Raw genomic sequence first — 24,508 nt, forward strand, 5'->3', positions numbered from 1 at the left:
TAACAGGGGCGGGAGACAAATGTCAGAAAATCTTCAGAATTGGAAAGTCCATCCAGTTTGTGCCTGCATATGGTATAATCTCAAAAAAGGAGGTTTCATCAATGCATACTTTCAGCGATTTAGTAAATATTACAAGTAAACTGCGTTCCAAAGATGGATGCCCCTGGGATAAGGAGCAGACCCACGAAAGCCTGAAGCAATATCTTTTGGAGGAAACCGGCGAGGTAATAGAAGCCATTGATCATAAGGATCAGGAAAATCTGTGCGAGGAACTGGGAGATCTTCTTTTCCAGGTCATGATCCACAGCCAGATCGCAAAGGAGAATCAGGATTTCACCATTGATGATGTTGTAAATGGAATTTGTGAAAAAATGATACGCAGGCATCCACATGTTTTTGGCGATAAAAAGGTGAATTCGTCGGAAGAGGGAGAAGCCCTGTGGGAAGCAATAAAAATGCAGGAGAAAGCTCGTGAAAAGAGCGAAAAACCTTGACAAAAACAGGAGAAACAGCTATAAATGATATAGTAATCGTGTTAATGCGAAAAGTCGTAGCTAGAAGCTACATTTTTAGGAGGAAGATATCAATGAACAAAGCAGAGTTAATCGCAGCAGTATCAGAAAAGGCAGAACTGTCCAAAAAGGATGCAGAGAAGGCAGTGAAAGCTCTGACAGATGTTATATCTGAAGAGTTAGTAAAAGGCGAGAAAATCCAGTTAGTAGGATTTGGTACATTTGAAGTATCTGAAAGAGCTGCCAGAGAAGGCAGAAATCCTAAGAGCGGTGAAGTTATGAACATCCCTGCTTCCAAAACACCTAAGTTTAAAGCTGGTAAGGCTTTAAAGGATATGGTAAACGCTTAATCCATGCGGTTGGACAAGTTTCTTAAGGTTTCCCGCCTGATCAAGAGAAGGACCGTTGCCAACGATGCCTGTGATGCAGGCCGCGTGCTTGTCAATGACAAGCCGGCGAAAGCTTCTTTGAGCGTCAAGCAAGGCGACGTAATCGAGATACATTTTGGAACCAGTTCGGTTAAAGTTGAGGTTCTTGATGTAGCGGAAACGGTGAAAAAGGATGAGGCGAAGGAACTTTATCGTTATCTTTAGCTTTGAATCTTATACGTATGATAAATTTCAGGAATATTGAAGCGTTCCTCCTAATATACTTAAGACAGGTATATTAGGAGGTTTTTCTTATGGAAGAGAAAGTGAATATTCGCCCTCACAGGCTGACGATAGAAAATCGTGCCTCCGGTACGTTAACAGGAATACGGGAAGTGGTGTCATTTGATGAGAATCAGGTGATTCTTGACACAGACCTGGGTCTGTTGACCCTGAAGGGAAAAGATCTTCACGTAAGCCGTCTGACTCTGGAAAAGGGAGAAGTGGATTTAAACGGGAGCATTGAAAGCTTAAATTATTCCTCTAACGAGGCACTTCGCCGGTCCGGCGAATCCCTGCTTTCCAGGCTGTTTAAATAAGGATCAGAAGGAGTCATATGAGCGTTCATATCGTATATGAAGTAAAACTTCTGCTCTACAGCTTTTTGACGGGAGCAGGGCTTATGATGACATATGACCTGTTGCGTGTATTTCGCATTTTTGTTCCCCACTCCTATGTATTTGTTGGGATTGAGGACATGGTATTCTGGGTATATGCTTCTTTGACCACCTTTTCTCTTTTGTATGAACAAAATGACGGCGGGTTAAGGGGCTATGTCATTGTCGGAGTCTTTCTCGGCATGTTCCTTTATGACAGGACCATAAGCAGGTTTTTTCTAAAGTTCTTGAAAAAATTTTGGAAATATCTTAAAATGAAAATACGTATAATTTTCCGCCGGAAAAAGCGGCAATAAGGACGACTGGTGAATGTATGAGCGTGAGAGGAAAAACGAGAAGAAAAAGAAAAGACAAGTGGGGAAACCGAATGGCCCTCATTGGCATTACTTTTGTTGTGTTCAGCCTTGCCGTGACAGTTACAATCAAAGGCACATCTTTGAAGGAAAGAGAGAGGGAGTATCAAATCCGTCTTGAAAACCTTCAGGCCCAGGTGGACAAGGAAGAGGATCGTGCCAAGAAGCTGGAGGATTACCGCGTCTATGTCCAGACAAAACAATACATAGAAGAGGTGGCAAAGCAGAAGCTTGGCCTAGTAAAGCCTGACGAAATTTTATTAAAGCCTTCCCAAAGGCAGTAAGAAAAATTTATATCAAACAGGCCCTCCCTAAAAGTCCTAAAAATCGTGGGTTGTGAAAGAAAAGCACCCATCAGGTAGAACTTAATGTCCCTAAAATCATAGATATTTAAGTGGAAAGCTGTCGCACGATTTTTCGTGGCGCATCAGCCATTTTGACAAAATATATTCCTTCTGTCTGTATATAATGTGGTCTAAAGCATGAAACAGGCAGGAGGGATTTTTGTGTTCAGACGTAAGCCAGCACATTATGATATGGCGAATGTGAATGTATATACGGCTAAAAGATTAAATGACATGGCAAATTCATTGGGTGAGCTTGCCAGGGCGTGCACAGATGAACTGTCCGCAGAACAGGGACTTACGAAGGAAGATGGTGTGGCAGCGCTTGAGACCGCTGCAGCCATGGTATGCGCAGGTTGTAATAAATGCTTTGTGCATCCGGGAAAAGAACAGGACAATCAGTATTATCTGAATTATCTGATTCGTGCATTTGAACAGAAAGGAAACGTGGACTACGGGGACATGCCCCGTTTTTTTCTGGAGACCTGTAAAAGGAAAGACGATTACATGGTTCATTTGAACCGTAACCTGGGCAGAGCCACCATGAATCTGGCGTGGAAGAACCGTTTTTTAGAGAGCCGGGATGCGGTCATCGTCCAGTTTAAGGAGCTGGCTGTCATTTTGGAGGAATTCTCCCATCAGGTGGAGCATGCCATGGACATCACTCCGGACTGGGAGGATGAAGTAAAGAAGGCATTTCGGCGAAACCATATCGTAATAGAAAAGATGCTTCTCCTGGAATATGAAAATCACCAGAGAGAGGCATACTTGACCATGAGGACTTTAAATGGCCGCTGTGTCACCGTCAAGGAGGCAGCAGAGATTTTAGAAAATGCCATGGAGGATGGAGAATGGGCCGTGGCACCGGATGGCAGAAATCTGGTGACAAAGCAGCTGGATACCATCCGGTTTGTGGAAAAGGGAGAATACCGTGTCATCTACGGAGCCGCAAAGGCCGTAAAAAGCGGGGAAGAGGTATCTGGAGATAATTATACCTTTGGACAGGTTCAGCCTGGACAAGTCATTATAAGCCTTTCTGACGGCATGGGAAGCGGCAAGGCGGCAGAGGAAGAGAGCCGCCAGGTCATCGAGCTGACCCAAAGACTTTTAGAGGCGGGATTTTCCACCAGAGCAGCACTTAAGATGGTGAATACCGTTCTTTTGCTGACCGGATTATCTCAACACCCAGCCACCTTGGACCTATGCTGCATTGACCTTAAAACTGGAATTTTAGAAGCTATGAAGCTGGGAGCGGCGGCGACCTATATTCTCAGTGAAAAAGGTGTGGAGCTGTTAGAGGCAGGGGAGGTGCCCATGGGAATTTTAAATCCGGTGGAGCCTGTGCTCCTTTCAAAAAAGCTATGGGATGACAACCGGATCATCATGGTAAGTGACGGGATACTGGATGCCCTTCCAGCCGACGATAAGGAGCTGATGTTAAAAGAGTTTATTTCCCGCATGCCGGTGAAAAATCCACAGGATATGGCAGATCGGATTCTTTTGTTCGCCAGATCCTTTACGGAGACGGCAGCTGACGATATGACGGTGCTGACTGCCGGCATCTGGAAACGAAAATAATAATTGCAACAGACATGTTTTGAGGGTATATTTATAATAAAGAGGGGAGAGAATCAACTAAGGAAGGTGGCTTAATGTACAAAACGATATTGGAATTTATCAGACGGAACCGGCTTTTTCTCCCGGGGGACCGCGTCATCGTGGCGCTTTCCGGAGGAGCCGATTCGGTCTGTCTTCTTGTAGTCTTAAATGAATGTAAGGATGAGCTGGGGATTTCCTTAAAGGCCGTCCACGTCCATCACGGGCTGAGGGGCCGGGAGGCCGACAGAGACAGCGAGTATGCAAAGACGCTGTCCCAGTCCCTTTCCCTGCCTTTTTCCTGTGTCCATGTGGATGTCACAGGCTATGCCAGGGAACACAAGCTGTCGGTGGAAGAAGCGGGAAGGCTTCTTCGCTATGAAGTGCTTGAAAACGAACGCTTAAGCTTTGGGGGCAATAAAATTGCTGTGGCCCATCATAAGGATGACCAGGCGGAGACCATTTTACACCATTTGTTCCGGGGGACCGGCTTAAAAGGGCTTGGAGGAATCCGACCGGAAAGAGACCGGATTGTCCGGCCACTCTTGTCTGTTGGCAAGACAGAAATTCTTGCATATCTGGAAGAAAAAGGGATATCATATTGTGAGGACTCCACCAATGCCCACACCGACTATGCCAGAAACCGGATTCGGGGAATTTTACTTCCAGCCATTAAAAAAGAAATCAATGCCAGGGCAGAGGATAATATTATCCACGCCGGGGAAATGGCTGCAAAAGCCGATGAATATTTAGAGAAGCAGGCGGAAAAATTTCTAAAGGAATGTGCAGTCCTGGAACCGGATGAAAATGGGTCCGTTCATTCCATCGGAGTTAAAACGGAAGGGCTTATTTTAGAAGAGGATATTATAAAGACCTATGTCCTTCGGGCCATGATCCGTTCTGTTTCCGGCTCCATGAAGGATATTTCCATGACTCATGTGGAAAGTGCAAAGGCTCTCCTTTGGGCGCAGTCAGGCAAGCAGATTGATCTGCCAGGCGGACGGATCGCTCTTAGAAGTTCTGACTATTTGTGGATAAAGAATAAAATGAAGAATGAAACTGTGGATAATCCCAATGATATCTTACTTCCCCAAGTTGATTTTCAAGTCTTTCCCTATAAAAAAGGTCAGGAAATTCCCAAAAACGGGTATACGAAATGGTTCGATTATGATAAAATCAAATGTGCACTCTCTGTGAGGTATCGGCAAACCGGAGATTACCTGACACTGACCGGAGGCGGCAGAAAGACCGTCAAGGCATTTATGATAGATGAGAAGATTCCCAGAGAGGAACGTGGAAAAATTCCATTAATTGTGGATGGTTCCCATGTCCTGTGGGTCATCGGATACCGGATCAGTGAATACTATAAGATAACAGATGATACCCATACAGTAATACAAATGCAGTTAGACGGAGGAAAAGACAATGGATGATAAGATACGTGTAATGTTATCAGAGGAAGAGATCGCAGAAAGAATCAAGGAAGTTGCAGCGCAGATCAGTAAGGACTATGAAGGAAAAAAGCTTCATCTTATCTGTATCTTAAAGGGAGGAGTCTTCTTCACCTGTGAGCTTTCCAAACGAATCACTCTGCCCCTTACTTTGGATTTCATGTCCGTATCAAGCTACGGCTCTGGTACCGTATCAAGCGGTATTGTGAAGATTGTAAAGGATCTTGACGATCCGATTGAAGGAAAGGATGTTCTCATTGTTGAGGATATTATTGATTCTGGAAACACCTTATCCTATTTGATTGAGGTATTAAAACAGAGAAATCCAAACAGCATTGAGCTTTGTACCCTGCTTGATAAACCGGAACGCCGGGTAAAGAAGCAGGTTCAGGTAAAGTATACCTGTTTCACCGTACCGGATCAGTTTATCATCGGATATGGTCTTGATTACGATCAGATATACAGGAATTTGCCATATATTGGAGTTATAGAACAGCAATAAGGAGGCAGCATGTTGAAACAACAGCAACCATTTAAAGGCTTAGGATTTCTGCTCCTTCTGGTTATCATGCTTATATTTGCCAGCAGGCTTCCCCAGAAAAGTGAGATCATCACAAACCAGGAGCTTATGCAGGCAATCGATAATGGAACCATAGCCTCGGCTACGATCCGGCAGAGCGACCCGCCGCCAACGGGAAAAATTGAGATGACAATGAACGACGGCACCTCAAAACAGGCCAACGTATCCAATGTACTTGGAATCCAGGACCGTTTAGACCGCAATGGAATTACCTATACGGTGGATGCAGTTCAGAAGGAAAACCTGTTTTTGACTATTACATTGCCGCTTATATTGACAGCAGTAGCCATGGTGTTTTTATTCATGGTCATGAATGCCAGGGCAGGAGCCGGAAGCGCCAACAGTAAGATGATGAATTTCGGAAGAAGCCGGGCACTCCTTGCAAAGGATGCCAACAAAGTGAATTTCAGCAAGGTAGCAGGGCTTGAGGAAGAGAAGGAAGAGCTGGAGGAAGTGGTGGATTTTCTTAAAAATCCCCAGAAGTACACCAGTGTAGGCGCCAGAATCCCCAAAGGAATCCTGCTTGTAGGGCCTCCGGGAACCGGTAAGACGCTTCTTGGAAAGGCAGTAGCAGGAGAAGCCGGAGTACCGTTTTTCTCCATTTCAGGTTCTGACTTTGTGGAAATGTTCGTAGGTGTCGGTGCATCTCGTGTCAGAGATTTATTTGAAGAAGGTAAGAAACACGCCCCATGTATCATTTTCATTGATGAAATTGATGCGGTTGCCCGCCGAAGAGGTACGGGAATGGGCGGTGGTCATGATGAAAGAGAGCAGACTCTAAACCAGCTTCTCGTTGAGATGGATGGATTTGGAATCAATGAAGGAATCATCGTAATGGCGGCCACCAACCGGGTGGATATTTTAGATCCTGCCATCCTTCGTCCCGGCCGTTTTGACCGGAAGGTAGGAGTAGGAAAACCGGATGTAAAGGGAAGAGAAGATATCCTAAAGGTTCACTCCAAGGAAAAACCATTGGGTGAAGATGTGGATTTAAAGAGAATTGCCCAGACAACATCTGGATTTACTGGCGCAGATCTTGAAAATCTTATGAATGAAGCAGCCATTTATACAGCCAGACACAGCAAGAAGTTCATCAGTCAGGCTGATATTGATAAAGCGTTTGTAAAGGTCGGCATTGGAGCCGAGAAAAAGAGCAAGATCATTACCGAAAAGGAAAAGAAGATCACAGCCTACCACGAGGCAGGCCATGCGATTTTATTCCATCTCCTTCCTGACGAGGGACCGGTTCATACCATTTCCATCATACCAACGGGAATGAGTGCAGCCGGATATACCATGCCTCTTCCGGAAAAGGATCATATGTTCAACACCAGAGAAAAGATGCTGCAGGATATTATGGTAGATTTAGGCGGAAGAATCGCTGAGGAGCTTATTTTCGGTGATATCACGACCGGAGCTTCCCAGGATATCAAGCAGGCCACCGCATTGGCCCGCGCTATGGTGACCCAGTTCGGCATGTCCGATAAGGTGGGCATGATCAATTATGATAACGATGGTGATGAAGTATTCATTGGAAGGGATCTGGCACATACCAAGAACTATGGCGGTCAGGTTGCCAATACCATTGACAATGAAGTGAAACGAATCATTGATGAGTGCTATCAGAAGGCAAGGGAAATTCTCGTGAAACACGAAGATGTACTTCATGCCTGCTGTCAGCTGCTTATGGAAAAAGAAAAAATCGGTCAGCAGGAGTTTGAAGAACTTTTTAAGGTTCCCACAGAAGTGATATAAATAATGCTGGCTTAAACAAAATATTGGTGCAGAATCCGGAAAAGTATCCAAGTTTGCTTTCTGGAATCTGCACTTTTTTGTAACCTATAGACGGAATAGGAAAATATGCATAAAAAATTATTTTGAAAAAAATGATGTTTGTGCACACTTATTTTCTCCAGCGTGGTATATTTATAAATGTAAACCCCCCCAATACATTATATAGTTTTTGCTACACCCCATAAGAAACGAAATACCTTCTCCGAAAAACGGTCAGCTACCCCGCTGACCGTTTTTTATTTCATTTTTTTAGAGGTAAGGCAGGGTTGTATAATGGGGATCAATCGGATAAAATAGTATTAGAGTTAGGATGAAAGGAAAGAAAGAACGTATGTGCTTTCAGGAAGAGGCTTTAAATAGAGAGGCATTATTTACCGACGAGACTGACAGCTTCCGGTTTCCCTGTGAACCAGAAGAAGGGGACGAAGTAGTTCTTCTTTTCCGGACGGCTGTAAACAATATTGATTGGGTCAATTATATAGAAGCCGGCAGTGAACAAGCAACTGCCATGAAAAGAAGCAGCTCTGATGAAATGTTCGATTACTATGAGCACAGAATAAAAGCAGGCTGTGATCCCATTCGCTACTGCTTTCAGGTGGTAAAAGGGAATCAGGTCTGTTATTACAGCCGTCTGGGAGTGGAAGATGAGATTCCGTCTGACAGCTGGTTCTTAATGGTCCCAGGCTTTTCCACACCAGACTGGGCAAAGGGTGCCGTCATGTATCAGATTTTTGTGGACCGCTTCTGCAATGGAGATTCCGCCAATGATGTGGTAGATGACGAATATGTGTATTTAAAAAGGAAAGTAACCGGTATCAGGGACTGGAATAAGTATCCCGACCAGCTTGATGTATGCAGCTTTTATGGCGGAGATTTGCAGGGGGTATGGGATAAGCTTGACTATCTGGAAAATCTGGGTGTGGAAGTAATTTATCTAAATCCCATTTTTGTATCGCCCTCCAATCATAAGTACGATTGTCAGGATTATGACCATATTGATCCCCATTACGGCGTCTTAGCCATGGATGGGGGAGAGGTTTTAAACTCTGAAGATACCAGCAACCAGAATGCCACCAAATACATGATACGTACTACGGCAGAGGAAAACCTAAAAGAGAGCAATGATTTTTTCTCCAGGTTTATAGAAGAAGTACACAAAAGAGGAATGAAGGTCATTCTGGACGGAGTATTTAATCACTGCGGTTCTTTCCACAAATGGCTGGATGGAGAACGGATTTATGAGCTTTCAGGAAATTATGAGCCAGGAGCTTATGTTTCAAAAGAAAGCCCTTATCATTCCTTTTTTAATTTCCAGTCTGAGAACTGGCCTTACAATTCCTCTTATGATGGCTGGTGGGGTCATGCTACACTTCCAAAGCTTAATTATGAAGGCTCTGATACTCTTTACCAGTATATCCTTAACATCGCTGCCAAATGGGTTTCTAAGCCATACAATGCCGACGGTTGGCGCCTTGACGTAGCTGCCGACTTAGGGCAAAGCAGTCAATTCAATCACAGCTTCTGGAAGGATTTCAGAAAGACAGTGAAGGCAGCCAATCAAGATGCCTTCATACTTGCGGAGCATTACGGTGACCCATCGGAATGGTTAAAGGGTGATGAGTGGGATACGGTGATGAATTACGATGCCTTTATGGAACCGGTATCCTGGTTTCTAACTGGTATGGAAAAGCATAGTGATGAGAAGGATGAAAAGCTCTTTGGAGACGGAACAGCCTTTTTTAAGGCCATGAATCACCATATGAGCCGTATGATGACGGGATCATTGTTTACTGCCATGAACCAGCTTTCCAATCACGACCATTCCCGTTTCCTTACAAGGACCAATAAAAAAATAGGCCGTACGGCTACAGAAGGACCGGAGGGGGCTTCCGAAGGAATCAGTTACGGCATATTCCGTCAGGGCGTGATGCTCCAGATGACCTGGCCCGGTGCTCCCACCATCTATTATGGGGATGAGGCTGGTGTTTGCGGCTGGACAGATCCAGACAATCGTCGAACCTACCCCTGGGGATATGAGAACATGGAACTGATAGAATTCCACCGGTATATGACTGATCTTCACCGGTCTATCAAAGCGCTCCGCCTTGGCTCCTTAAAGCAGCTTTTAGCAGGAGACCATCTCATTGCATTCGGCCGCTTTACAGGAGACAGCATCTGCGCTGTAGCAGTTAACAGCCATGAAAATGAACAGGAAATCCACATACCGGTCTGGCAGCTTGGCTTAAAGGACGGCGAGACCATGTCCCGGGTCATGCTGACCTATGAGAGTGGTTATAATGTTGGTAAGCTGTCTTACTCTGTGATAGAGGGTAATGTGAAGGTTTTATTGCCTCCTGTAAGCTCTGTCCTACTGGTTGGCAATAGGGATTAGCATAATTTTCTATAAAAAACAGCTTGATTTTTTTAGGACAACATGTTAAAATGATAATCGCTTGTTAAAAGGCATGGGTGGGTTCCCGAGCGGCCAAAGGGGGCAGACTGTAAATCTGTTGTCGACGACTTCGAAGGTTCGAATCCTTCTCCACCCAGTTATTATTAAGAAAAAAGCCGGTATGATAATCATCATACCGGCTTTTTTGTGCTATTCTTTAATTGTCTCGTTGACAGGCAGCTTCTATTCTGTATTGATAAAAGAAGCTGCCTGTCAACCGAGTATTTGACTTTTGAGACTGGCCGCTGTTATTCTGCCATCAAAGCCGCCATGGTGAAGTAATTATATGGCTTATTAAAGTGAGGCAGGAAGAAGATGTCAGTCAGCTTCAAGCGGTCAATGGTAACCTGTTCCTGAATGGCAAGAGAGAACATATGGATTGCCATGGAAATATCGTATTCAGAACACATCTGAGCTCCTAAGATGATTCTGGTCTTTCTGTCATATACGATACGGATTTTTACCTTATAATTATCATGCTGTATAAATGCAGGCTTCTGAGTGTCTTCGTAATCGGTGGCAACAGCGTCATAGCCCATTTTCTTTGCTTTTTCCAGTGTGATTCCGGTTGAGACCATCTTAAGGTCCCAAATACAGATACCATTTGAACCCTGAACGCCAATGGACTTCAATGGAGTTCCACAGGCATTATGAGCCGCTACGATTCCGGAACGCACTGCGTTGGTAGCCAGGGCGATGTAGTTGGTCTTTTGAATGGAATTATCATATATGGTCGCACAGTCGCCAATGGCATAAACGTCCGGCTGACTCGTCTGCTGATGTTCATTTACCAGATAAGCTCCGTTCTTAAACAGCTCCAGGACGTCTTTTCCCAGCTGGCTGTTGGGCTTAAAGCCGATTCCAAGCACCACCATATCGGCTGGGTATTCATGTTTGTCTGTAACGATCTTCTCCACCTTGCCGGTACCCTTAATGCTGGTAACGGTTTCTTCGTAAGCCAGCTTGATTCCGTGGCTTTCTAAGTTCTTAGACATGATATCCGTAAATTCCTGGTCATAATATCCGGACAGACAGGTGCTTGCTGTATCAATGAGAGTTACCTTCTTTCCAATACGATTAAAGGCTTCTGCCAGCTCCACGCCGATGTATCCGGCACCGACTACGACTACATTGCGGATCATGTTTTCGTGAAGCTTATCAATTACTTCTTTTGCATTCTGATATAATTTCACGTACTGAACATTTTTTAAATCGGTTCCTTCAATGGTTGGAGTAACAGGGAGAGAGCCGGTGGCAAGAATAAGCTTGTCATATGGAGTCTGATAGCTCTGGCCGTCTTTTCCAGTGGCAAATACCAGCTTTTTATCAAAATCAATATGATAGACAATGGTTTCTAAATATACTTTTGCGCCCTTCTGCTCAAAAATCTCCTTGCTACAGTAAAACAATCCTTCGGAAGATGGAATCTGATTTCCAATCCATAAGGCCATACCGCACCCTAGAAAGCTGATATTGTCATTGGAGTCAAAAATCGTGACTTCCTTGTCCTTGTAATTATCTAAAATAGTGTTAATTGCCGCAGTTCCAGCATGATTTGCTCCAATTACTACGATACGCTCCATATAATACCTCCTAAGTGGTTCATTTTTATATAATATTGTACAGGCGAAAAAACAATTTCTCCTTAAGGTGATTCTATCACTAATTTGCCCGGGGGACAATTGATTCTTTGTCTTTTTTTTATCATTAGTCGGATCTTGAGACTTGAACCTGTTTTTGTTGTAATAAAATAAAGAAATAGTATGGACAACAATGATAGGATACCCAAAGAGTTCGGTTCATGGAACTATTAGTTTGAAAGCAATAGTAATGTTTTTTCATAATTGATTTTGATTTCTTGTTTTTCTTCTTTCATATATTTACGATTTGCGATATTTTCATAATCCATTGTTTCTATAGCTTATTTAAACAGTTGTAAGGGAAAATATAAATTGAAGAGCAAATGCAATATAAAACAGTTGACAAGAAAGGCTTGTTTTTGTATAATCAATATGTTGTTCATCGGTGAGCTTTTTTTGCTTGGTCAAAAGGGGCTGTACCTTGATTACACTAGTTGCCGGCGTGGCGGAACTGGCAGACGCACAGGACTTAAAATCCTGCGGGCTTAATCGCCCGTACCGGTTCGATTCCGGTCGCCGGCATGAATTGTGAGAAACCTTGTACTCGTTTGAGTACAAGGTTTTTTTGCGCCCTGTATTTACCTGCTTCCTGAATTGATATAGCATAAGGTTGATATAGGAAGTTATCATCGGCTGGGTGATAACCAGGAGTATGAAGTATGATCTGGCTATGAGATTTGTAAAAGTTATGTATATTATTGTAAAACATTAGTAAAGTGTATATAGTTATCTGAAAACTGTCCGATATATCTACTGAATCTCAAGTTGTACCTGAGACAAAGGCATAAATATATATTGGAGGTTGAAGCATGAACAGACACCGCAAGGGGATAAAAAAGGATTTGGTATTATTTACGTTGACCTGTATTGCCTGTATCGTATTTCTGTTGTCTGTAAGTTCTATTTATTTGATCTATGATACCGCTCACCGTTCGCTGGCAAAGAGTCTTAAGGAAACCTCACAGCTTGTCTCGGAAAAGATTACCCAGCAGTTAAAAGAATACTCTGTCATTGCGGAATCTATCGGCCTTTACGAAAAGGGGAATCGAGAGCGCGGGGGGAATATTGGTATATTCCTTACCATCTCAAGCTCTCAGTATGGGCTTAATAAGATTGATATCATTTCTTTAGACGGAACGTCCATGGTGAGTGGGAAGTCATATAAGGATAACGTTGCCTATGAAAAGGCAAAGGGCGGCACCCCCTTTCTATCAGACCCAATCGTGGGGAGTGATTCTGCCTCCTTTCAATACGCATATCCCTTTGGAGATCTGGTCATCATGCTGGATATTCCTTATTCCGTGCTGGAGGCTATCATAACCGAAGCCAGACTTGGAGAGACGGGAAGTACCTACATATTAGACAGTAACGGGACTAAGGTAGCAGCCGATGATATTTCCCTTGTGCTTGGGCGGCAAAACAGCATTGAGGATGGAAGAAAGAATTCGTCAAAAAAGTCTGAGATTGTTTCTCTGGAAACGGACATGATTGGGGGAGGATCAGGATTTCGCTTTTATGAGGAGGGAGGAGTTCATAAGATAGGCTCTTATGCCTCCATTAAGGATACCAATGGCTGGTCGGTCAATGTAACGGCCCTTCAGTCTGAATTTATGTCAGGCATCAGGACCTCTGTCATCATGGCTGGTGTTCTGGGAATCTTATCCCTTATGGTCAGTGTATTTGCTGTTTTAAAGATTACAAACCGGATCACAAAGCCTATTGAAGCTGTGGTGGATTCTCTGAGCCGGTTTTCTGAAGGAGACCTTAATATGGAGCTTCCCATACTGCGGGACGATGAGGTGGGGAGTATATCCGGGAAAATCAATGAAATGGCGGCAAAATATAAAGAAATCATACAGGATATCTCCGTATATCTCCATGAAATTTCCATTGGTAATCTGGCGGTGCAAAGCAGCTGTGACTATCCTGGAGAATTTCGTGACATCCGCTTAAGCATGGAGTCCATTTCCGTGGCTTTAAGCGATACCTTAAGAAAGATTCAAATCTCGGCTCATGGGGTGAACAATGGTGCAGGTCAGGTATCCGATGCCTCACAGGCCCTTGCATCAGGAAGCCAGGAGCAGGCAGCAGCCGTGGAAGAATTAAATGCTTCCATAGAAGCCGTCTGTCAGCAGGCGGAAAAAAATGTGGAGCATGTGAGAAAGGCGTCTGCCTATGCAAGCCAGTCAGGTCTTAACGTAGACCTGGGGAATCGGTATATGGAAAGTCTTAAAGAGGCCATAGAAGATATCAGCTTATCCTCAGGTAAAATCAGTAATATTACAAAGATCATTGAAGACATTGCATTTCAGACCAATATATTGGCTTTGAATGCAGCCGTAGAAGCTGCAAGAGCAGGAAGCGTGGGCAGCGGATTTGCGGTTGTTGCAGGAGAGGTGAGGAATCTGGCCGTTAAATCAGCGGAGGCGGCAAAACAGACCACTGAGCTCATTGAACACTCTGTAAAAGCTGTTTTAGAGGGCAAGAGGCTTACCGGGGAGACGGGTAAGGTACTTAAAGAAATTGCAGGCCAGGCAAGTCAGGTGGAAGAGTCCATGAGGGAAGTAGAGGCTTCATCTATGGAACAGGTACAAGCCATAGAGCAAATCAACGATGGCCTTTCCCAGGTTTCAGCTGTGATACAGGCCAATGCTTCTACAGCAGAGCAAAGCTCGGCAGCAGGAGAGGAGCTGGAGAGCCAGGCAAGAATGCTTTACGGTGAAGTGGACCGGTTCCGGTTGTGGGAAGAAGTCATTTCCCAGGAGCAAAGTGTAGAGGCGTGCATTTCATAAAAAAGCTTCATTTATCTCATACTATTAAAATACCAGGAAAGAAATGAGGTAAGAAAATGAACGCAGACGCAGAATTGCTTAATTTCATCCATCAAAACTCCCAGATGGGCGTGGAAACCATTGGACAGCTTCTTACGATTTCAGAGGAAGAATCATTTAAAATCCACTTGGAGGAGGAGCTTAAGGAATACAGGCAGATTCATGAAAAGGCGAGAGAGCTTTTAAATCAACATGGCTTAGAGGAGAAGGATATCTCTGCCATGGAAAAGATCATGGCTTATATGGCAATCGATATGAAGACATTTGTGGATAAGTCCCCCTCTCATATGGCAGAGATGTTGATACTGGGAGGAACCAGAGGAATTATTGACTGCTTAAAGAGAATCCGCCAGTATAAGGGAGAGGCAAAGGAAGATATCATATCTCTCATGAATCATCTTTTAAAAGTGGAAGAAGATCATCTGGAACGGTTGAAGAAGATGGTTTGACGTCGTATAATATAGGTATTTCTATGAAAGAGGAGGAGTCAGGTGATACTAAGTGTCAGCAGGCGGACCGATATTCCCCGGTTTTATTCCGACTGGTTTTTTGAGCGGATAAAGGAGGGGTTTCTCTATGTCAGAAATCCTATGAACAGCCGGCAGATCAGCAGGATTGATTTATCTCCGGAACAAGTGGAGCTTATTGTATTTTGGACAAAGGATCCCAGTCCAATGCTTGGACGCCTTTCAGAGCTTAATTCCATACCCTGCTATCTCCAGTTTACATTAACCGGATATGGGCGTGATGTGGAACCGGGACTGCCGGATAAACAGGAATTGATTCGTGTTTTTAAAGAGTTTTCTAAGGTCTTAGGGCCGGATCGAATGGTGTGGCGCTATGATCCGATTTTTATAAATGACCGGTATGAGGAGGCCTATCACCTTCGGGCATTTGAACAAATTGCCAGGGAGTTTAAGGGACATACGAATAAAGTGGTCATTTCTTTTCTTGACTGGTACGGAAAAACAGCCCGTAACATGAAAGGGATAAAAGCAGAAGAGATGACGGAAGAAAGAATGCTTAACATCAGCCGGGCGATGGCGGAGATTGCAGGTTCCTTTGATATGCGAATGGAAGCGTGCGCAGAAACTGCTGATTTAAGCCAGGCTGAAGTTTCTCGGGGCAGCTGTATCGATCCGGTCATGGTAGAAAAGATTCTTGGTGTACCGATCAAACAGAAAAAAGATAAAAACCAGAGGGCGGAATGCGGCTGCTTAGAAAGTGTGGAAGTGGGTGCATATGATACTTGTCTCATGGGGTGCAGATACTGTTATGCCAATGACAGTCAGCTTTCTGTGGAGAGAAAGACGGCTCTTTATGATGTTCACAGTCCTCTCCTATGCGGAAGGGTTGAAGACGGAGATAAGATAACAGAGCGGAAAGCAGCGCTTATAAGGAAGAAATGAAGAAGGAGCTTATGCATGACATGTAATTGTCATTTACGCATAAACTCCTTTTTCTTAAGCTTCTGTCTTCCAGAAACCATGAAGATTGCAATAGGCATAAGCGGCTTTGGGAGAATCGCCCTCTTCTAAGGTGAAATAAGCCACAGGCTCACAATCCTTATCAAGGCTGACTCTCATCAGGCAGCCTGCTGTTGTGAAAAGACTGACCCATGCAATGCTGTGTTCCTCAGACATGGGATGGAAGATGCTTCCTACCTTGACGGTTACATGGTTTCCATCGGTCTCAATGACTGGTGCATGCTTTTCTAGTGCACCGTCAGAGGTGTTTGGTTCCAGGATGTCAAAGGGCTTTAAGCTGTCAGGGATTGCAGCGTTTGGGGTTCCTAAAATTGCTTCCATAATGATATTGTGGTTCTGGTCGGTCAAAAATACAGGTTCGTTCTTCATGGAAATCCTCCAATCTTCTTGATATCATTTATCAGAATTCCCAAAAGAAGGCAGAAACATAACACCAACTTTTTCCAATGACAGATCCTTAAATGGATTTACATCAATTTTTTCTTCTGGCAAAATAAGAAGGGTACCAGGTCTGAAACCATTTTGTAAAAAGACCAAGGAGAACAGGCGTTATCGTATTTATGAGTATTAGAAAAATAGTCATCTTTGTAACGAGTAAAAAGTAGGTCCATATGGGGGTAGCAAGGTATAAAGCTCCCCAGCATGCAGTTAGAATCCGGTTGGTTTTAAGAAAGAGAGGATTGTTCAGAGCTTTATCTCCTCCGTATCCATTCTTGGAATAACTGGCAGTCAGAGGTTCTTTTAAGAATACGGTGATGGTCCACATGAGACCAAATAGCAGGTAAGAGGCGGGAACCAAGATAGAGATGGATACGCCCATGATAGCCAGGATACCGATGATTGCTGCAAAAAGTCCGGAGAGACATTCATAAATGGTGGTTTTATAATAGAAGGACAAAAAGGGGATGCCCACTCCCGCTAAAATTCCAAGTGCACCTCCGAGGGCCGGATTTGCTGCCATGAAAAACCAGATGGGAAACCATGGGAGCAGCATTAACAGCATAAAACTTTTCTTTTCTGGTGCCTTTGGCTTTGTGGGAACTCCAAAGAAATCATCCCAATGAATCATCAATTGAAAGTCACCCTCTACACGGTATTTTTGCTCCATCAGGGCTTTTTGACCGTCCGTTTCTCCTTTTGCGATACTCATCCATAGAGACAGTGGGGTTTCGATTTTAGTTGTATAAGGAACAAAATCCTCTGTCAGTACCTTTGCCCCAGTACCAGTCATTAAAATCTGGTATGTTTTATTGACATCACTGTAATTCATCTCCAGTACACGGTCTTTTAGAGACCAGGATTTGGGATTATAAAGAGCTGCCATTTGTTTTGTAAAAGTAAGAGCGGGGTCAGAAAAAGGCTGTGTCTGATCTTTCGGGTCATCGTTTAATCCCCAGCTTTCGTTGGCCGCCTGTTCAAACATCTCTCTTGGAAGAATAAGCTGGCGAAGGCCCTGTTTTGTCTCTGGTGTAATATTTCCCAAGGCAAATTCTGAACCAGCGGACCGGACCAATGAAAGGTACTCTTCCGTTCGATTCTTTAGTTCCGGAACCCGAAACAGCTCTCCCTGACCGCTGGTTATGGATTCGTAATTTCCCTTGCCTAGATAATGGTCGAATTGAAGGTACACGGAGTCGTAATTGCCCTGTGAGGTATAAAAGCCGCAGGTAGACATTAGGAGCCAGCGTTTGCCTGACATATCATATCTGGGTGGGTGGGAGCCGGTGTCGGAATCTTCTGTCATATAAGGAAGTGACATAGGAAGCTGCCGGTCCATTAAGGCCTTAAGCTTTGATGGGAGACCGTAATAGTAGAGAGGGAAGCTCCAGATAATTAAATCCGCAGCCAGTATTTTATCAATGACAGACGCCATATCATCAGAGATACAGCATTTTCCAGGAGTCTTGTTCCAGCAGCCAAAACAGCCGGTGCAAGGCTTAATATCCATCTTATATACGGGAAGTATTTCTTTGTTCATGGAGATGGCTTCAGACATGCCGTCTAAAAATGCATTGGTAAGCCTCATGGTATTGCTCTTTTCGCCTCTTGGACTTCCGTTTAACACAAGTACATTCATTGGATTTCCTCCATTTTCTTTATGCTGCGGTTGGTCCAGTCTATGCACATCTTAATATAGCTGTTGCCGAAATCCGCAGTCAGCTGCCAGTACAGAGTTTCCCTTTTATCAACAAGTTCACCGTACTGCTCTGTAGTTTTCGGGACATGGCTCAGCTCGTCTGAGTACGCTTCACAGTCCCTGATAAATTCCTTTAGCATGGATATGTTCTCTTCTGGTGTCCGGCAGCCGGAAAAAAACACCTTCATTAAGAATGCATTCTTGGATCCTTTGTTAAATTCCTTATTTTCTTTGGAGAGCCAGGTCAAAAATTCTCGCTTTCCTTCTTCTGTAATGGTATAAAGCTTTTTGCTGGGCTTGTCTGTCTGAACGATGATTTCACAGGTCACTAATTCCTTTTTTTCCAGCTTGTTTAATTCTAAGTATATGTGGCTGGCCTGAGCGTACCAGAAAAATCGTATGGATGAACTAAATGCTTTTGCTAATTCGTAGCCAGTCATGCTTCCGTAGGAAAGAAAGCCAAGAATGCTATGGGACAGGGACATATGAACACCTCCATTTATAGTATAAAATTATACTATGATAATATTATAATAAAGTCAAGAATAATCTTATTAATTTTATTATATTTTTTAGATAACTTAGAAAACTTCTCTTGACAAAAAGGCAGAAATCTTGTAAAATTACTCGTGTTCCAAGCGGTTAGCCCAGATAGCTCAGTTGGTAGAGCAGAGGACTGAAAATCCTCGTGTCGCTGGTTCGATTCCGGCTTTGGGCATTGTGCATCTGGCACACTTGAAGTAATTTAATATTCCATGCGGGTGTAGTTCAATGGTAGAACACTAGCCTTCCAAGCTAGATACGTGGGTTCGATTCCCATCACCCGCTTTTTTCATGCCCGTGGACCGGTGATACGAGATTTCCTTTGAAGTCTTATGTCACCGGTCTTTTTGCATGCTATAGGACGGTGTAAATAACAAATAAAGTTCCTCCCAGGCTGCTTAACTCCCTTTTATGAGTATAGGGGGCAGGCCATTGTGATTGTTTGTCCTTGATTGGGAAAAATGTAACAATCCCCATGGCAAAGTGAGAAAGTTGGATCGATAGCATTAAAAGTTTATAAAAAATATTGATAACTTATTATGTTTCTAAAAAAATACAATCCAGATACTACGGTTCTATGTGGTTATAGGTGTCTTGGTTGATAAAAAAATAACTAACAATCCCCATGGAAATCTGTGATTAAGCGACTGCGAATGAGACAAGGCTGACAAAATAAAAACGATTCTCTTCTTAAGAAACCTTGTAAAGGAGCTGAGTTCTCAATCATTACCTCATTTCAGCTTGTTAAAATCAAAGAAATAGTCCAAGGCTTCGTGAAATAAAAAACAGAGTAGGATAAAAAAATATCAATCCTATGTGAAATTATTATTTAAATTGACAGAATAAATCTCCGGCATATAATGAACAGTACAGAAAGCAACCAACGGAAATGGTTGAAAACACATATATGAAACATGGAAAGGAGATAGCAATATGGTGAACATAGAACTTCAAAAAAAATATCAACTCTTTATAGGAGGACAGTGGAAGGACGCTTCCGATGGGAAAACCTTTGCTACCACATCTCCTGCTGACGGATCCCTTCTGGCAGAGTGTGCGGAAGCAACAAAAGAGGACGTAGATGAAGCGGTTAAAGAGGCATGGAAGGCATTTGAAACATGGAAGCATGTTTCCGTGAAAGAAAGAGCCGCTATTTTAAATAAAATTGCAGATATCATTGATGAGAATAAAGAGCACCTTGCAATGGTGGAGACTTTAGATAACGGTAAGCCAATCAGAGAGACACTTAACGTTGACATCCCTCTGGCAGCCCAGCACTTTAGATACTTTGCAGGCTGTATTCTGGCAGATGAGGGCACTGCTAACATCATGGATGGGAACACTTTAAGTCTGATTTTAAGAGAGCCAATCGGTGTTGTAGGTCAGATTGTACCCTGGAACTTCCCGTTCTTAATGGCTTCCTGGAAGCTGGCACCCGTACTGGCAAGCGGTTGCTGTACTGTGTTTAAAACTTCCAGTACAACTCCCTTAAGTGTTCTGGAGCTGGCGAGACTGATTGAAGATGTCATTCCAGCAGGTGTATTTAACGTAATTACAGGTGCTGGTTCCAAATCAGGACAGTATATGTTAGAGCATGAGGGCTTCCGTAAGCTCGCTTTTACAGGATCAACAGAAGTAGGAAGAAGTGTGGCTCTGGCTGCGGCTGAAAAGCTCATTCCTGCTACCTTAGAGCTGGGCGGAAAATCAGCAAATATCTTTTTTGAAGACTGTGACTGGGAGATGGCTATGGACGGAATCCAGCTTGGAATCCTGTTTAACCAGGGCCAGGTATGCTGTGCAGGCTCCAGAGTCTTTGTTCAGGAAAGCATTTACGACAAGTTCGTAGAAGAAGCAGTTAAGCGCTTTAATCAGGTGAAGGTAGGTCTTCCCTGGGAAGAAGATACCCAGATGGGAAGCCAGGTCAACAATGGCCAGTTAAAGAAGATTTTAAGCTATATCGATATAGCCAAATCTGAAGGTGCTACCGTCCTTTGTGGAGGAGAAAAGCTAAATGAAAACGGACTGGAAAGCGGAGCTTTCATGAAACCGACTCTCCTTGGCAATGTAACCAATGATATGAGAGTGGCGCAGGAAGAAATCTTCGGGCCAGTGGCAAGTATCATTAAGTTCAAGACAGAAGATGAAGTAGTAAAAATGGCAAACGACAGTGAATTCGGTCTTGGCGGAGCCGTATGGACCAGAGACATTAACCGCGCCATCCGGGTAGCCAGATCCGTGGAAACAGGACGTATGTGGGTCAATACCTATAACAGCATTCCAGAGGGCGCACCCTTTGGCGGCGTTAAGACTTCCGGTATCGGCCGTGAGACTCATAAGGTAATGCTGGAGCATTATACTCAGATGAAGAATATCATAATTAACTTAAGTGAGACTCCATCTGGTTTCTATCCTAAAAAGTAAGACCTGTCTCCCTGAAATCAAAGAGTTTCTCAATGGTTGAATGAAAAGGTGGATATGGTGATATCAAAAAAACCGTAGGACATAATCCTGCGGTTTTTTTTGAGATTGTTTCAGTATTTACCACTTATTATTTGGTTTCAAGTACAGCATCTACTATGATATCCAGCTGTGTCGTCATGGATATGATGTCATTGAACCAAAATAGGTTCTTTGATGCCTTTATGAGTCGTCCCTCTTTGACTGCAGGTAAATTGTTCCATATAGGATTGTCCGATAACACATGATCATCTGTATTTAAAAGAATATAATCACCTACATATTCAGGCATGGCTTCAAAGGAAAGATCGGCTTGTCCTGTTGATTTGAAATCTTCTGTTTCAAAAACAGCCTGAAGCTTTTCGGGCGCGGGAAAACCGAGAAAATCATAGACAAGTCCGCCGCCTCGTCCACCCTGGAATGCCCGGAGAAAGCCATCCCGGATATCTACGCAGATGAAACTTTTCTGAAGCAGACCTGCTTTTTCCAGTTCCGCTTTTGAAGATGCCAGCTTTTCATCAAATGTCTGAATCAGTTCTTCCGCCTTTTCTGAGCGGTTAAACACATCTCCGAAGAATCGCAGTCTCTCCCGGTAGTCCATATTAAAATAGTCACTTGCCAGGGTTGGAGCTATTTTAGAAAGCTTCTCATAGGTTTGTTCATCCTCGGTGTTCCATAAGATAAGGTCAGGGTCCAGTGCCATGATCTCTTCCTCGTTGATGGAAAATGCATCAATCACTGAAACCTCCTGTGTCTGGGGTTCAAAGGCGGAGCCGGTATTGAATGAGGTGGCTACAGGGGTCACGCCAAGTGCCAGTAAATCTCCCTGTACGAAAATGACCACCACACGCTTTGGATCCGCCGGTATTTCCACGTCTCCATATTTCATGTGTATCGTTTTCGTTTCTGAAGTTCCCTTCTTATTGGCCTCTGCCTTCGGTGCTTCAGTTGTCACCTCTGAGGTCTGTGCAGATTCCGTGGTTTTTGTATTTACAGGTGCGGGACTGCAGGCCGACACCATCAGCATAAGCGACATAGCAGCCATAATGACTGCTTTGCTTCGTATCTGTCTTAACATAAAGCTTGCTCCTTTATCTATGAGTTTGTCATAACTAACCATACGCTCCTCATTATAAGGAAAGGAAATCAGGTTTCCAATGGAGTAATCTATCATGTTGGATTGTGAAGTCTCTCTATATTTGCTTGGGGCCATCCCAATATTTTTCATAAATAAGCGGTATAGGCTGTACTCATCGGCAAAACCGCAATGAAGGGCAATCTCCCGAACGGAAGCATTGCTGGTCACCAGACATTTCTTTGCAGCGTCTAGTCGTTTTTTAATCAGGTAATTTTGGGGAGCCATGCCAATCTGCTGCTTAAAGCTTCTGTGAAAATGGCTGTAGCTGATGCCGAGCATCTGGCACAGCTCCTGAATGACAATTGCTTCCCTGTAATGGGAATCCAGATATCTCCTTGCCATGGAAATGATATCCGGCTGGGATACCTGAATGTTACCCATTTCCAACTCCTCATAAATCTCGTAGACAAAGCGGTAAAAGGCGGTTTTTCCGTAAAATACATTTAGCGGCGTGGGGCCTTTCCATTTTTCATACATCTTACACAGCTCTTCTGAGAAGAAAAGAGGATTGTGAGGCTTAAATCCATACTGCTGACGAAATGGATTCACTTCTTTTATCAACCGAAGATATTCTCCCCTGTGAAATGCCGGTTCTCCGGTTTTATAAAAGACCATGTAATATTCCAGCCAGCCGCAATGGGAATGGATGCTTAATTCTGTTCCCTTGCCCCCGTGAAACAGCCCAAAACGTTCCATGTTGTATGCGGTATTATTTAGCACGACCTCCGCTTTTTCGCCGCTGGTAAAGAGAAACGTACTGGCAGGAAGGTGATAGTTACACAAGGGTTCCTCTGGTGAAATTAAGTTGTGACGGATATCTAAAAGAGAAATGGCTGCCCGATTCCATAGATCAATTGCGGCAGATAGGTTCTCATGAGTAAAAACGGTCTCTTTGTTGTTCATATTGGATGCTCCTTTGAAAAAAGAATCAAGAAGAAGTTAGATTAAACTAACTACTCTTCCGATTCTAACACACTGCACATGAATTGTATAGAGAATACGTTTTTGTATAAGGAATGGTTTCTTATATTGAAGCTGCAAGAGAGGAATTAAGTGAAATACTGGAATTTTCAGTAACTGCGGACAGGTTAAAGCTAGAAAACTATACTTGTATGCAATCTCTTTAGAAATGATTATGAGATATAAAAGTGGAAAGAACTTGGATGCAAAAATAATTCTAAAAAATATAGTGAAAATGTTCATAATATAGTTGATTTATGTATAAATATGTGATATGTTTTACAAAAGAGTGTTGATAATGTATTCGAATAAAAACATAAAGAGCAAAAATTATGTGCATCAACCGGGATACTGATGTGCAATCTATGATATTACATATGAAACGTGTTTAGGGAGGCCAAACCAATGATAGATATAGAGCTTGAAAAGAACGATTCAAAGAATGATGTTTATTACCAGCTTCGCAACCAGATCTTAAATATGGATATTAAGCCAGGAGAGAGGCTCAGCGAAAATCTCTTATCCAGCCAGATGAATGTAGGAAGAAATGCGGTAAGAGAGGCCTTGTCCCGTTTGGTGGAAGAGGGATATATCGTAGTTTACCCTCAAAGGGGAACTGAGGTTACCTTGATTGACAGGGAGCGCATCCGCCAGGCCGTTTTTTCCCATACGGTGTTAGAGCAGGCGATGATTGAAGAGCTTTGCAGCCAGGGACTTACAAAGGAGCAGCTTAAGAGTCTGGAAGAGGTACTGACAAGGCAAAAGTCAGAGAGCAACCAGCAAAACATCATGGATTTTCTCATAATGGAACAGGAGCTTCACTATCTCTTTTCCTCCTTTTGTGGAAGAGAGTATTCCTGGGAGGTGTTCCGCACCCTGGATTGTGACCTGTTACGGCTTAACTATCTGCAATATACCACATTTAACTATCGAATCGATATGTCCTCATTGACCAGCTGGGAGCATTCCCAGGTGGAGGGACGGCTATTGGTGGATCATTTACGGCGGCGGGATGCGGAAGCGGCTTCCTTAATCTGCGCCAACCATTTTAATACCATCTTATGGAATGCAGGAACGCTTCAGGAAATCTATCCACAGTTCTTTTCCGGGCAGGCTTAGGGTACCTGACCGGATAGAGATATATGTTAATGATGAAGAAAGAAAGGAGACTGGGGTTACAGGGGGATA

At 43.5% G+C, this 24,508-nt stretch carries 21 protein-coding genes and 4 tRNA genes; 20 read left to right on the top strand and 5 right to left on the bottom strand.

Annotation, left to right across the window (positions count from 1 at the left end; genetic code table 11):
* Positions 1-101 precede the first annotated feature (101 nt).
* From T546_RS0107555 to T546_RS0107610, 12 genes are all read left to right on the top strand, one after another.
* Positions 102-494 carry a MazG family protein gene (locus T546_RS0107555; protein ID WP_026891095.1) on the top strand — a complete coding sequence of 131 codons (393 nt, stop codon included), beginning with the start codon at positions 102-104 and terminating at the stop codon, positions 492-494.
* Between the two features lie 92 nt (positions 495-586).
* Entirely contained in the window at positions 587-862 is a 276-nt protein-coding gene (locus T546_RS0107560; RefSeq protein ID WP_024837688.1) for an HU family DNA-binding protein, read from the top strand.
* 3 nt (positions 863-865) lie between these two features.
* Positions 866-1,105 (top strand): RNA-binding S4 domain-containing protein, encoded by a 240-nt coding sequence (locus tag T546_RS0107565; protein WP_026891096.1) that lies wholly within the window; start codon positions 866-868, stop codon positions 1,103-1,105.
* Positions 1,106-1,194: 89 nt separating this feature from the next.
* Positions 1,195-1,479, top strand: coding sequence for a sporulation protein YabP (gene yabP, locus T546_RS0107570; RefSeq protein WP_024837686.1), 285 nt, complete (start codon positions 1,195-1,197; stop codon positions 1,477-1,479).
* A 17-nt stretch (positions 1,480-1,496) separates the two neighbouring features.
* On the top strand, positions 1,497-1,853 hold the full coding sequence (yabQ, locus tag T546_RS26330; protein ID WP_024837685.1) for a spore cortex biosynthesis protein YabQ: 357 nt from the start codon (positions 1,497-1,499) through the stop codon (positions 1,851-1,853).
* Positions 1,854-1,870: 17 nt separating this feature from the next.
* Positions 1,871-2,194, top strand: a complete 324-nt coding sequence (locus T546_RS0107580; protein ID WP_026891097.1) for an FtsB family cell division protein — start codon at positions 1,871-1,873, stop codon at positions 2,192-2,194.
* Between the two features lie 222 nt (positions 2,195-2,416).
* Positions 2,417-3,832 (top strand): SpoIIE family protein phosphatase, encoded by a 1,416-nt coding sequence (locus tag T546_RS0107585; RefSeq protein WP_330371891.1) that lies wholly within the window; start codon positions 2,417-2,419, stop codon positions 3,830-3,832.
* 74 nt (positions 3,833-3,906) lie between these two features.
* Positions 3,907-5,283: a tRNA lysidine(34) synthetase TilS gene (gene tilS / locus T546_RS0107590; RefSeq protein ID WP_026891099.1), complete on the top strand. Its 1,377-nt coding sequence runs from the start codon at positions 3,907-3,909 to the stop codon at positions 5,281-5,283.
* Entirely contained in the window at positions 5,276-5,803 is a 528-nt protein-coding gene (hpt, locus tag T546_RS0107595) for a hypoxanthine phosphoribosyltransferase (RefSeq protein ID WP_024837681.1), read from the top strand. The genes tilS and hpt overlap by 8 nt, the downstream gene beginning before the upstream one ends.
* Before the next feature lie 12 nt (positions 5,804-5,815).
* The gene (gene ftsH / locus T546_RS0107600) at positions 5,816-7,636 is read left to right on the top strand and encodes an ATP-dependent zinc metalloprotease FtsH (protein ID WP_026891100.1); all 1,821 of its coding nucleotides are present in this window, start codon (positions 5,816-5,818) and stop codon (positions 7,634-7,636) included.
* Between the two features lie 370 nt (positions 7,637-8,006).
* Positions 8,007-10,067 carry a glycoside hydrolase family 13 protein gene (locus T546_RS0107605; protein WP_026891101.1) on the top strand — a complete coding sequence of 687 codons (2,061 nt, stop codon included), beginning with the start codon at positions 8,007-8,009 and terminating at the stop codon, positions 10,065-10,067.
* Between the two features lie 75 nt (positions 10,068-10,142).
* Positions 10,143-10,224 (top strand) — tRNA-Tyr (locus T546_RS0107610).
* A gap of 151 nt (positions 10,225-10,375) precedes the next feature.
* On the opposite strand, the gene nox is transcribed toward T546_RS0107610, so the two are convergent.
* On the bottom strand, positions 10,376-11,710 hold the full coding sequence (gene nox / locus T546_RS0107615; protein WP_026891102.1) for a H2O-forming NADH oxidase: 1,335 nt from the start codon (positions 11,708-11,710) through the stop codon (positions 10,376-10,378).
* 493 nt (positions 11,711-12,203) lie between these two features.
* Here nox and T546_RS0107620 point away from each other — a divergent pair.
* From T546_RS0107620 to T546_RS0107635, 4 genes are all read left to right on the top strand, one after another.
* Positions 12,204-12,289, top strand: a tRNA-Leu gene (locus tag T546_RS0107620).
* 287 nt (positions 12,290-12,576) lie between these two features.
* Complete coding sequence (locus T546_RS23065; protein WP_051629665.1) at positions 12,577-14,559, top strand: methyl-accepting chemotaxis protein; 1,983 nt, start codon at positions 12,577-12,579, stop codon at positions 14,557-14,559.
* Positions 14,560-14,615: 56 nt separating this feature from the next.
* The gene (locus tag T546_RS0107630) at positions 14,616-15,047 is read left to right on the top strand and encodes a hypothetical protein (protein ID WP_026891103.1); all 432 of its coding nucleotides are present in this window, start codon (positions 14,616-14,618) and stop codon (positions 15,045-15,047) included.
* Positions 15,048-15,089: 42 nt separating this feature from the next.
* Positions 15,090-16,007 carry a DUF1848 domain-containing protein gene (locus T546_RS0107635; RefSeq protein WP_026891104.1) on the top strand — a complete coding sequence of 306 codons (918 nt, stop codon included), beginning with the start codon at positions 15,090-15,092 and terminating at the stop codon, positions 16,005-16,007.
* Positions 16,008-16,061: 54 nt separating this feature from the next.
* Here T546_RS0107635 and T546_RS0107640 read toward each other — a convergent pair whose 3' ends face one another.
* From T546_RS0107640 to T546_RS0107650, 3 genes are all read right to left on the bottom strand, one after another.
* Entirely contained in the window at positions 16,062-16,454 is a 393-nt protein-coding gene (locus tag T546_RS0107640) for a desulfoferrodoxin family protein (protein WP_026891105.1), read from the bottom strand.
* A gap of 103 nt (positions 16,455-16,557) precedes the next feature.
* On the bottom strand, positions 16,558-18,162 hold the full coding sequence (locus tag T546_RS0107645) for an NAD(P)H-dependent oxidoreductase (protein WP_026891106.1): 1,605 nt from the start codon (positions 18,160-18,162) through the stop codon (positions 16,558-16,560).
* The gene (locus tag T546_RS0107650) at positions 18,159-18,707 is read right to left on the bottom strand and encodes a PadR family transcriptional regulator (RefSeq protein WP_026891107.1); all 549 of its coding nucleotides are present in this window, start codon (positions 18,705-18,707) and stop codon (positions 18,159-18,161) included. Before T546_RS0107650 ends, T546_RS0107645 begins: the two co-directional genes overlap by 4 nt.
* A 160-nt stretch (positions 18,708-18,867) precedes the next feature.
* Here T546_RS0107650 and T546_RS0107655 point away from each other — a divergent pair.
* The 3 genes from T546_RS0107655 (at position 18,868) to T546_RS0107665 (ending at position 21,186) form a co-directional block, all read left to right on the top strand.
* Positions 18,868-18,940, top strand: a tRNA-Phe gene (locus tag T546_RS0107655).
* 39 nt (positions 18,941-18,979) lie between these two features.
* A tRNA-Gly gene (locus T546_RS0107660) sits at positions 18,980-19,050 on the top strand.
* Positions 19,051-19,698: 648 nt separating this feature from the next.
* Positions 19,699-21,186 carry an aldehyde dehydrogenase family protein gene (locus tag T546_RS0107665; RefSeq protein WP_026891108.1) on the top strand — a complete coding sequence of 496 codons (1,488 nt, stop codon included), beginning with the start codon at positions 19,699-19,701 and terminating at the stop codon, positions 21,184-21,186.
* 127 nt (positions 21,187-21,313) lie between these two features.
* Here the strand turns inward: T546_RS0107665 and T546_RS0107670 are convergent, their stop codons facing one another.
* On the bottom strand, positions 21,314-23,263 hold the full coding sequence (locus T546_RS0107670; RefSeq protein WP_026891109.1) for an AraC family transcriptional regulator: 1,950 nt from the start codon (positions 23,261-23,263) through the stop codon (positions 21,314-21,316).
* Between the two features lie 462 nt (positions 23,264-23,725).
* Between T546_RS0107670 and T546_RS24560 the strand changes: the two genes are divergently transcribed.
* Positions 23,726-24,439: a GntR family transcriptional regulator gene (locus T546_RS24560; protein ID WP_156951301.1), complete on the top strand. Its 714-nt coding sequence runs from the start codon at positions 23,726-23,728 to the stop codon at positions 24,437-24,439.
* Positions 24,440-24,508 lie beyond the last annotated feature (69 nt).

The sequence above is a fragment of the [Clostridium] aerotolerans DSM 5434 genome (assembly GCF_000687555.1).
Lineage (GTDB): Bacteria > Bacillota > Clostridia > Lachnospirales > Lachnospiraceae > Lacrimispora > Lacrimispora aerotolerans.

Coding starts and splice junctions, on each gene's coding strand:
- T546_RS0107555 (WP_026891095.1), top strand. CDS start 102: ATGCATACTTTCAGCGATTTAGTAAATATTACAAGTAAACTGCGTTCC.
- T546_RS0107560 (WP_024837688.1), top strand. CDS start 587: ATGAACAAAGCAGAGTTAATCGCAGCAGTATCAGAAAAGGCAGAACTG.
- T546_RS0107565 (WP_026891096.1), top strand. CDS start 866: ATGCGGTTGGACAAGTTTCTTAAGGTTTCCCGCCTGATCAAGAGAAGG.
- yabP (WP_024837686.1), top strand. CDS start 1,195: ATGGAAGAGAAAGTGAATATTCGCCCTCACAGGCTGACGATAGAAAAT.
- yabQ (WP_024837685.1), top strand. CDS start 1,497: ATGAGCGTTCATATCGTATATGAAGTAAAACTTCTGCTCTACAGCTTT.
- T546_RS0107580 (WP_026891097.1), top strand. CDS start 1,871: ATGAGCGTGAGAGGAAAAACGAGAAGAAAAAGAAAAGACAAGTGGGGA.
- tilS (WP_026891099.1), top strand. CDS start 3,907: ATGTACAAAACGATATTGGAATTTATCAGACGGAACCGGCTTTTTCTC.
- hpt (WP_024837681.1), top strand. CDS start 5,276: ATGGATGATAAGATACGTGTAATGTTATCAGAGGAAGAGATCGCAGAA.
- T546_RS0107605 (WP_026891101.1), top strand. CDS start 8,007: ATGTGCTTTCAGGAAGAGGCTTTAAATAGAGAGGCATTATTTACCGAC.
- nox (WP_026891102.1), bottom strand. CDS start 11,710: ATGGAGCGTATCGTAGTAATTGGAGCAAATCATGCTGGAACTGCGGCA.
- T546_RS23065 (WP_051629665.1), top strand. CDS start 12,577: ATGAACAGACACCGCAAGGGGATAAAAAAGGATTTGGTATTATTTACG.
- T546_RS0107630 (WP_026891103.1), top strand. CDS start 14,616: ATGAACGCAGACGCAGAATTGCTTAATTTCATCCATCAAAACTCCCAG.
- T546_RS0107640 (WP_026891105.1), bottom strand. CDS start 16,454: ATGAAGAACGAACCTGTATTTTTGACCGACCAGAACCACAATATCATT.
- T546_RS0107645 (WP_026891106.1), bottom strand. CDS start 18,162: ATGAATGTACTTGTGTTAAACGGAAGTCCAAGAGGCGAAAAGAGCAAT.
- T546_RS0107650 (WP_026891107.1), bottom strand. CDS start 18,707: ATGTCCCTGTCCCATAGCATTCTTGGCTTTCTTTCCTACGGAAGCATG.
- T546_RS0107665 (WP_026891108.1), top strand. CDS start 19,699: ATGGTGAACATAGAACTTCAAAAAAAATATCAACTCTTTATAGGAGGA.
- T546_RS0107670 (WP_026891109.1), bottom strand. CDS start 23,263: ATGAACAACAAAGAGACCGTTTTTACTCATGAGAACCTATCTGCCGCA.
- T546_RS24560 (WP_156951301.1), top strand. CDS start 23,726: ATGATAGATATAGAGCTTGAAAAGAACGATTCAAAGAATGATGTTTAT.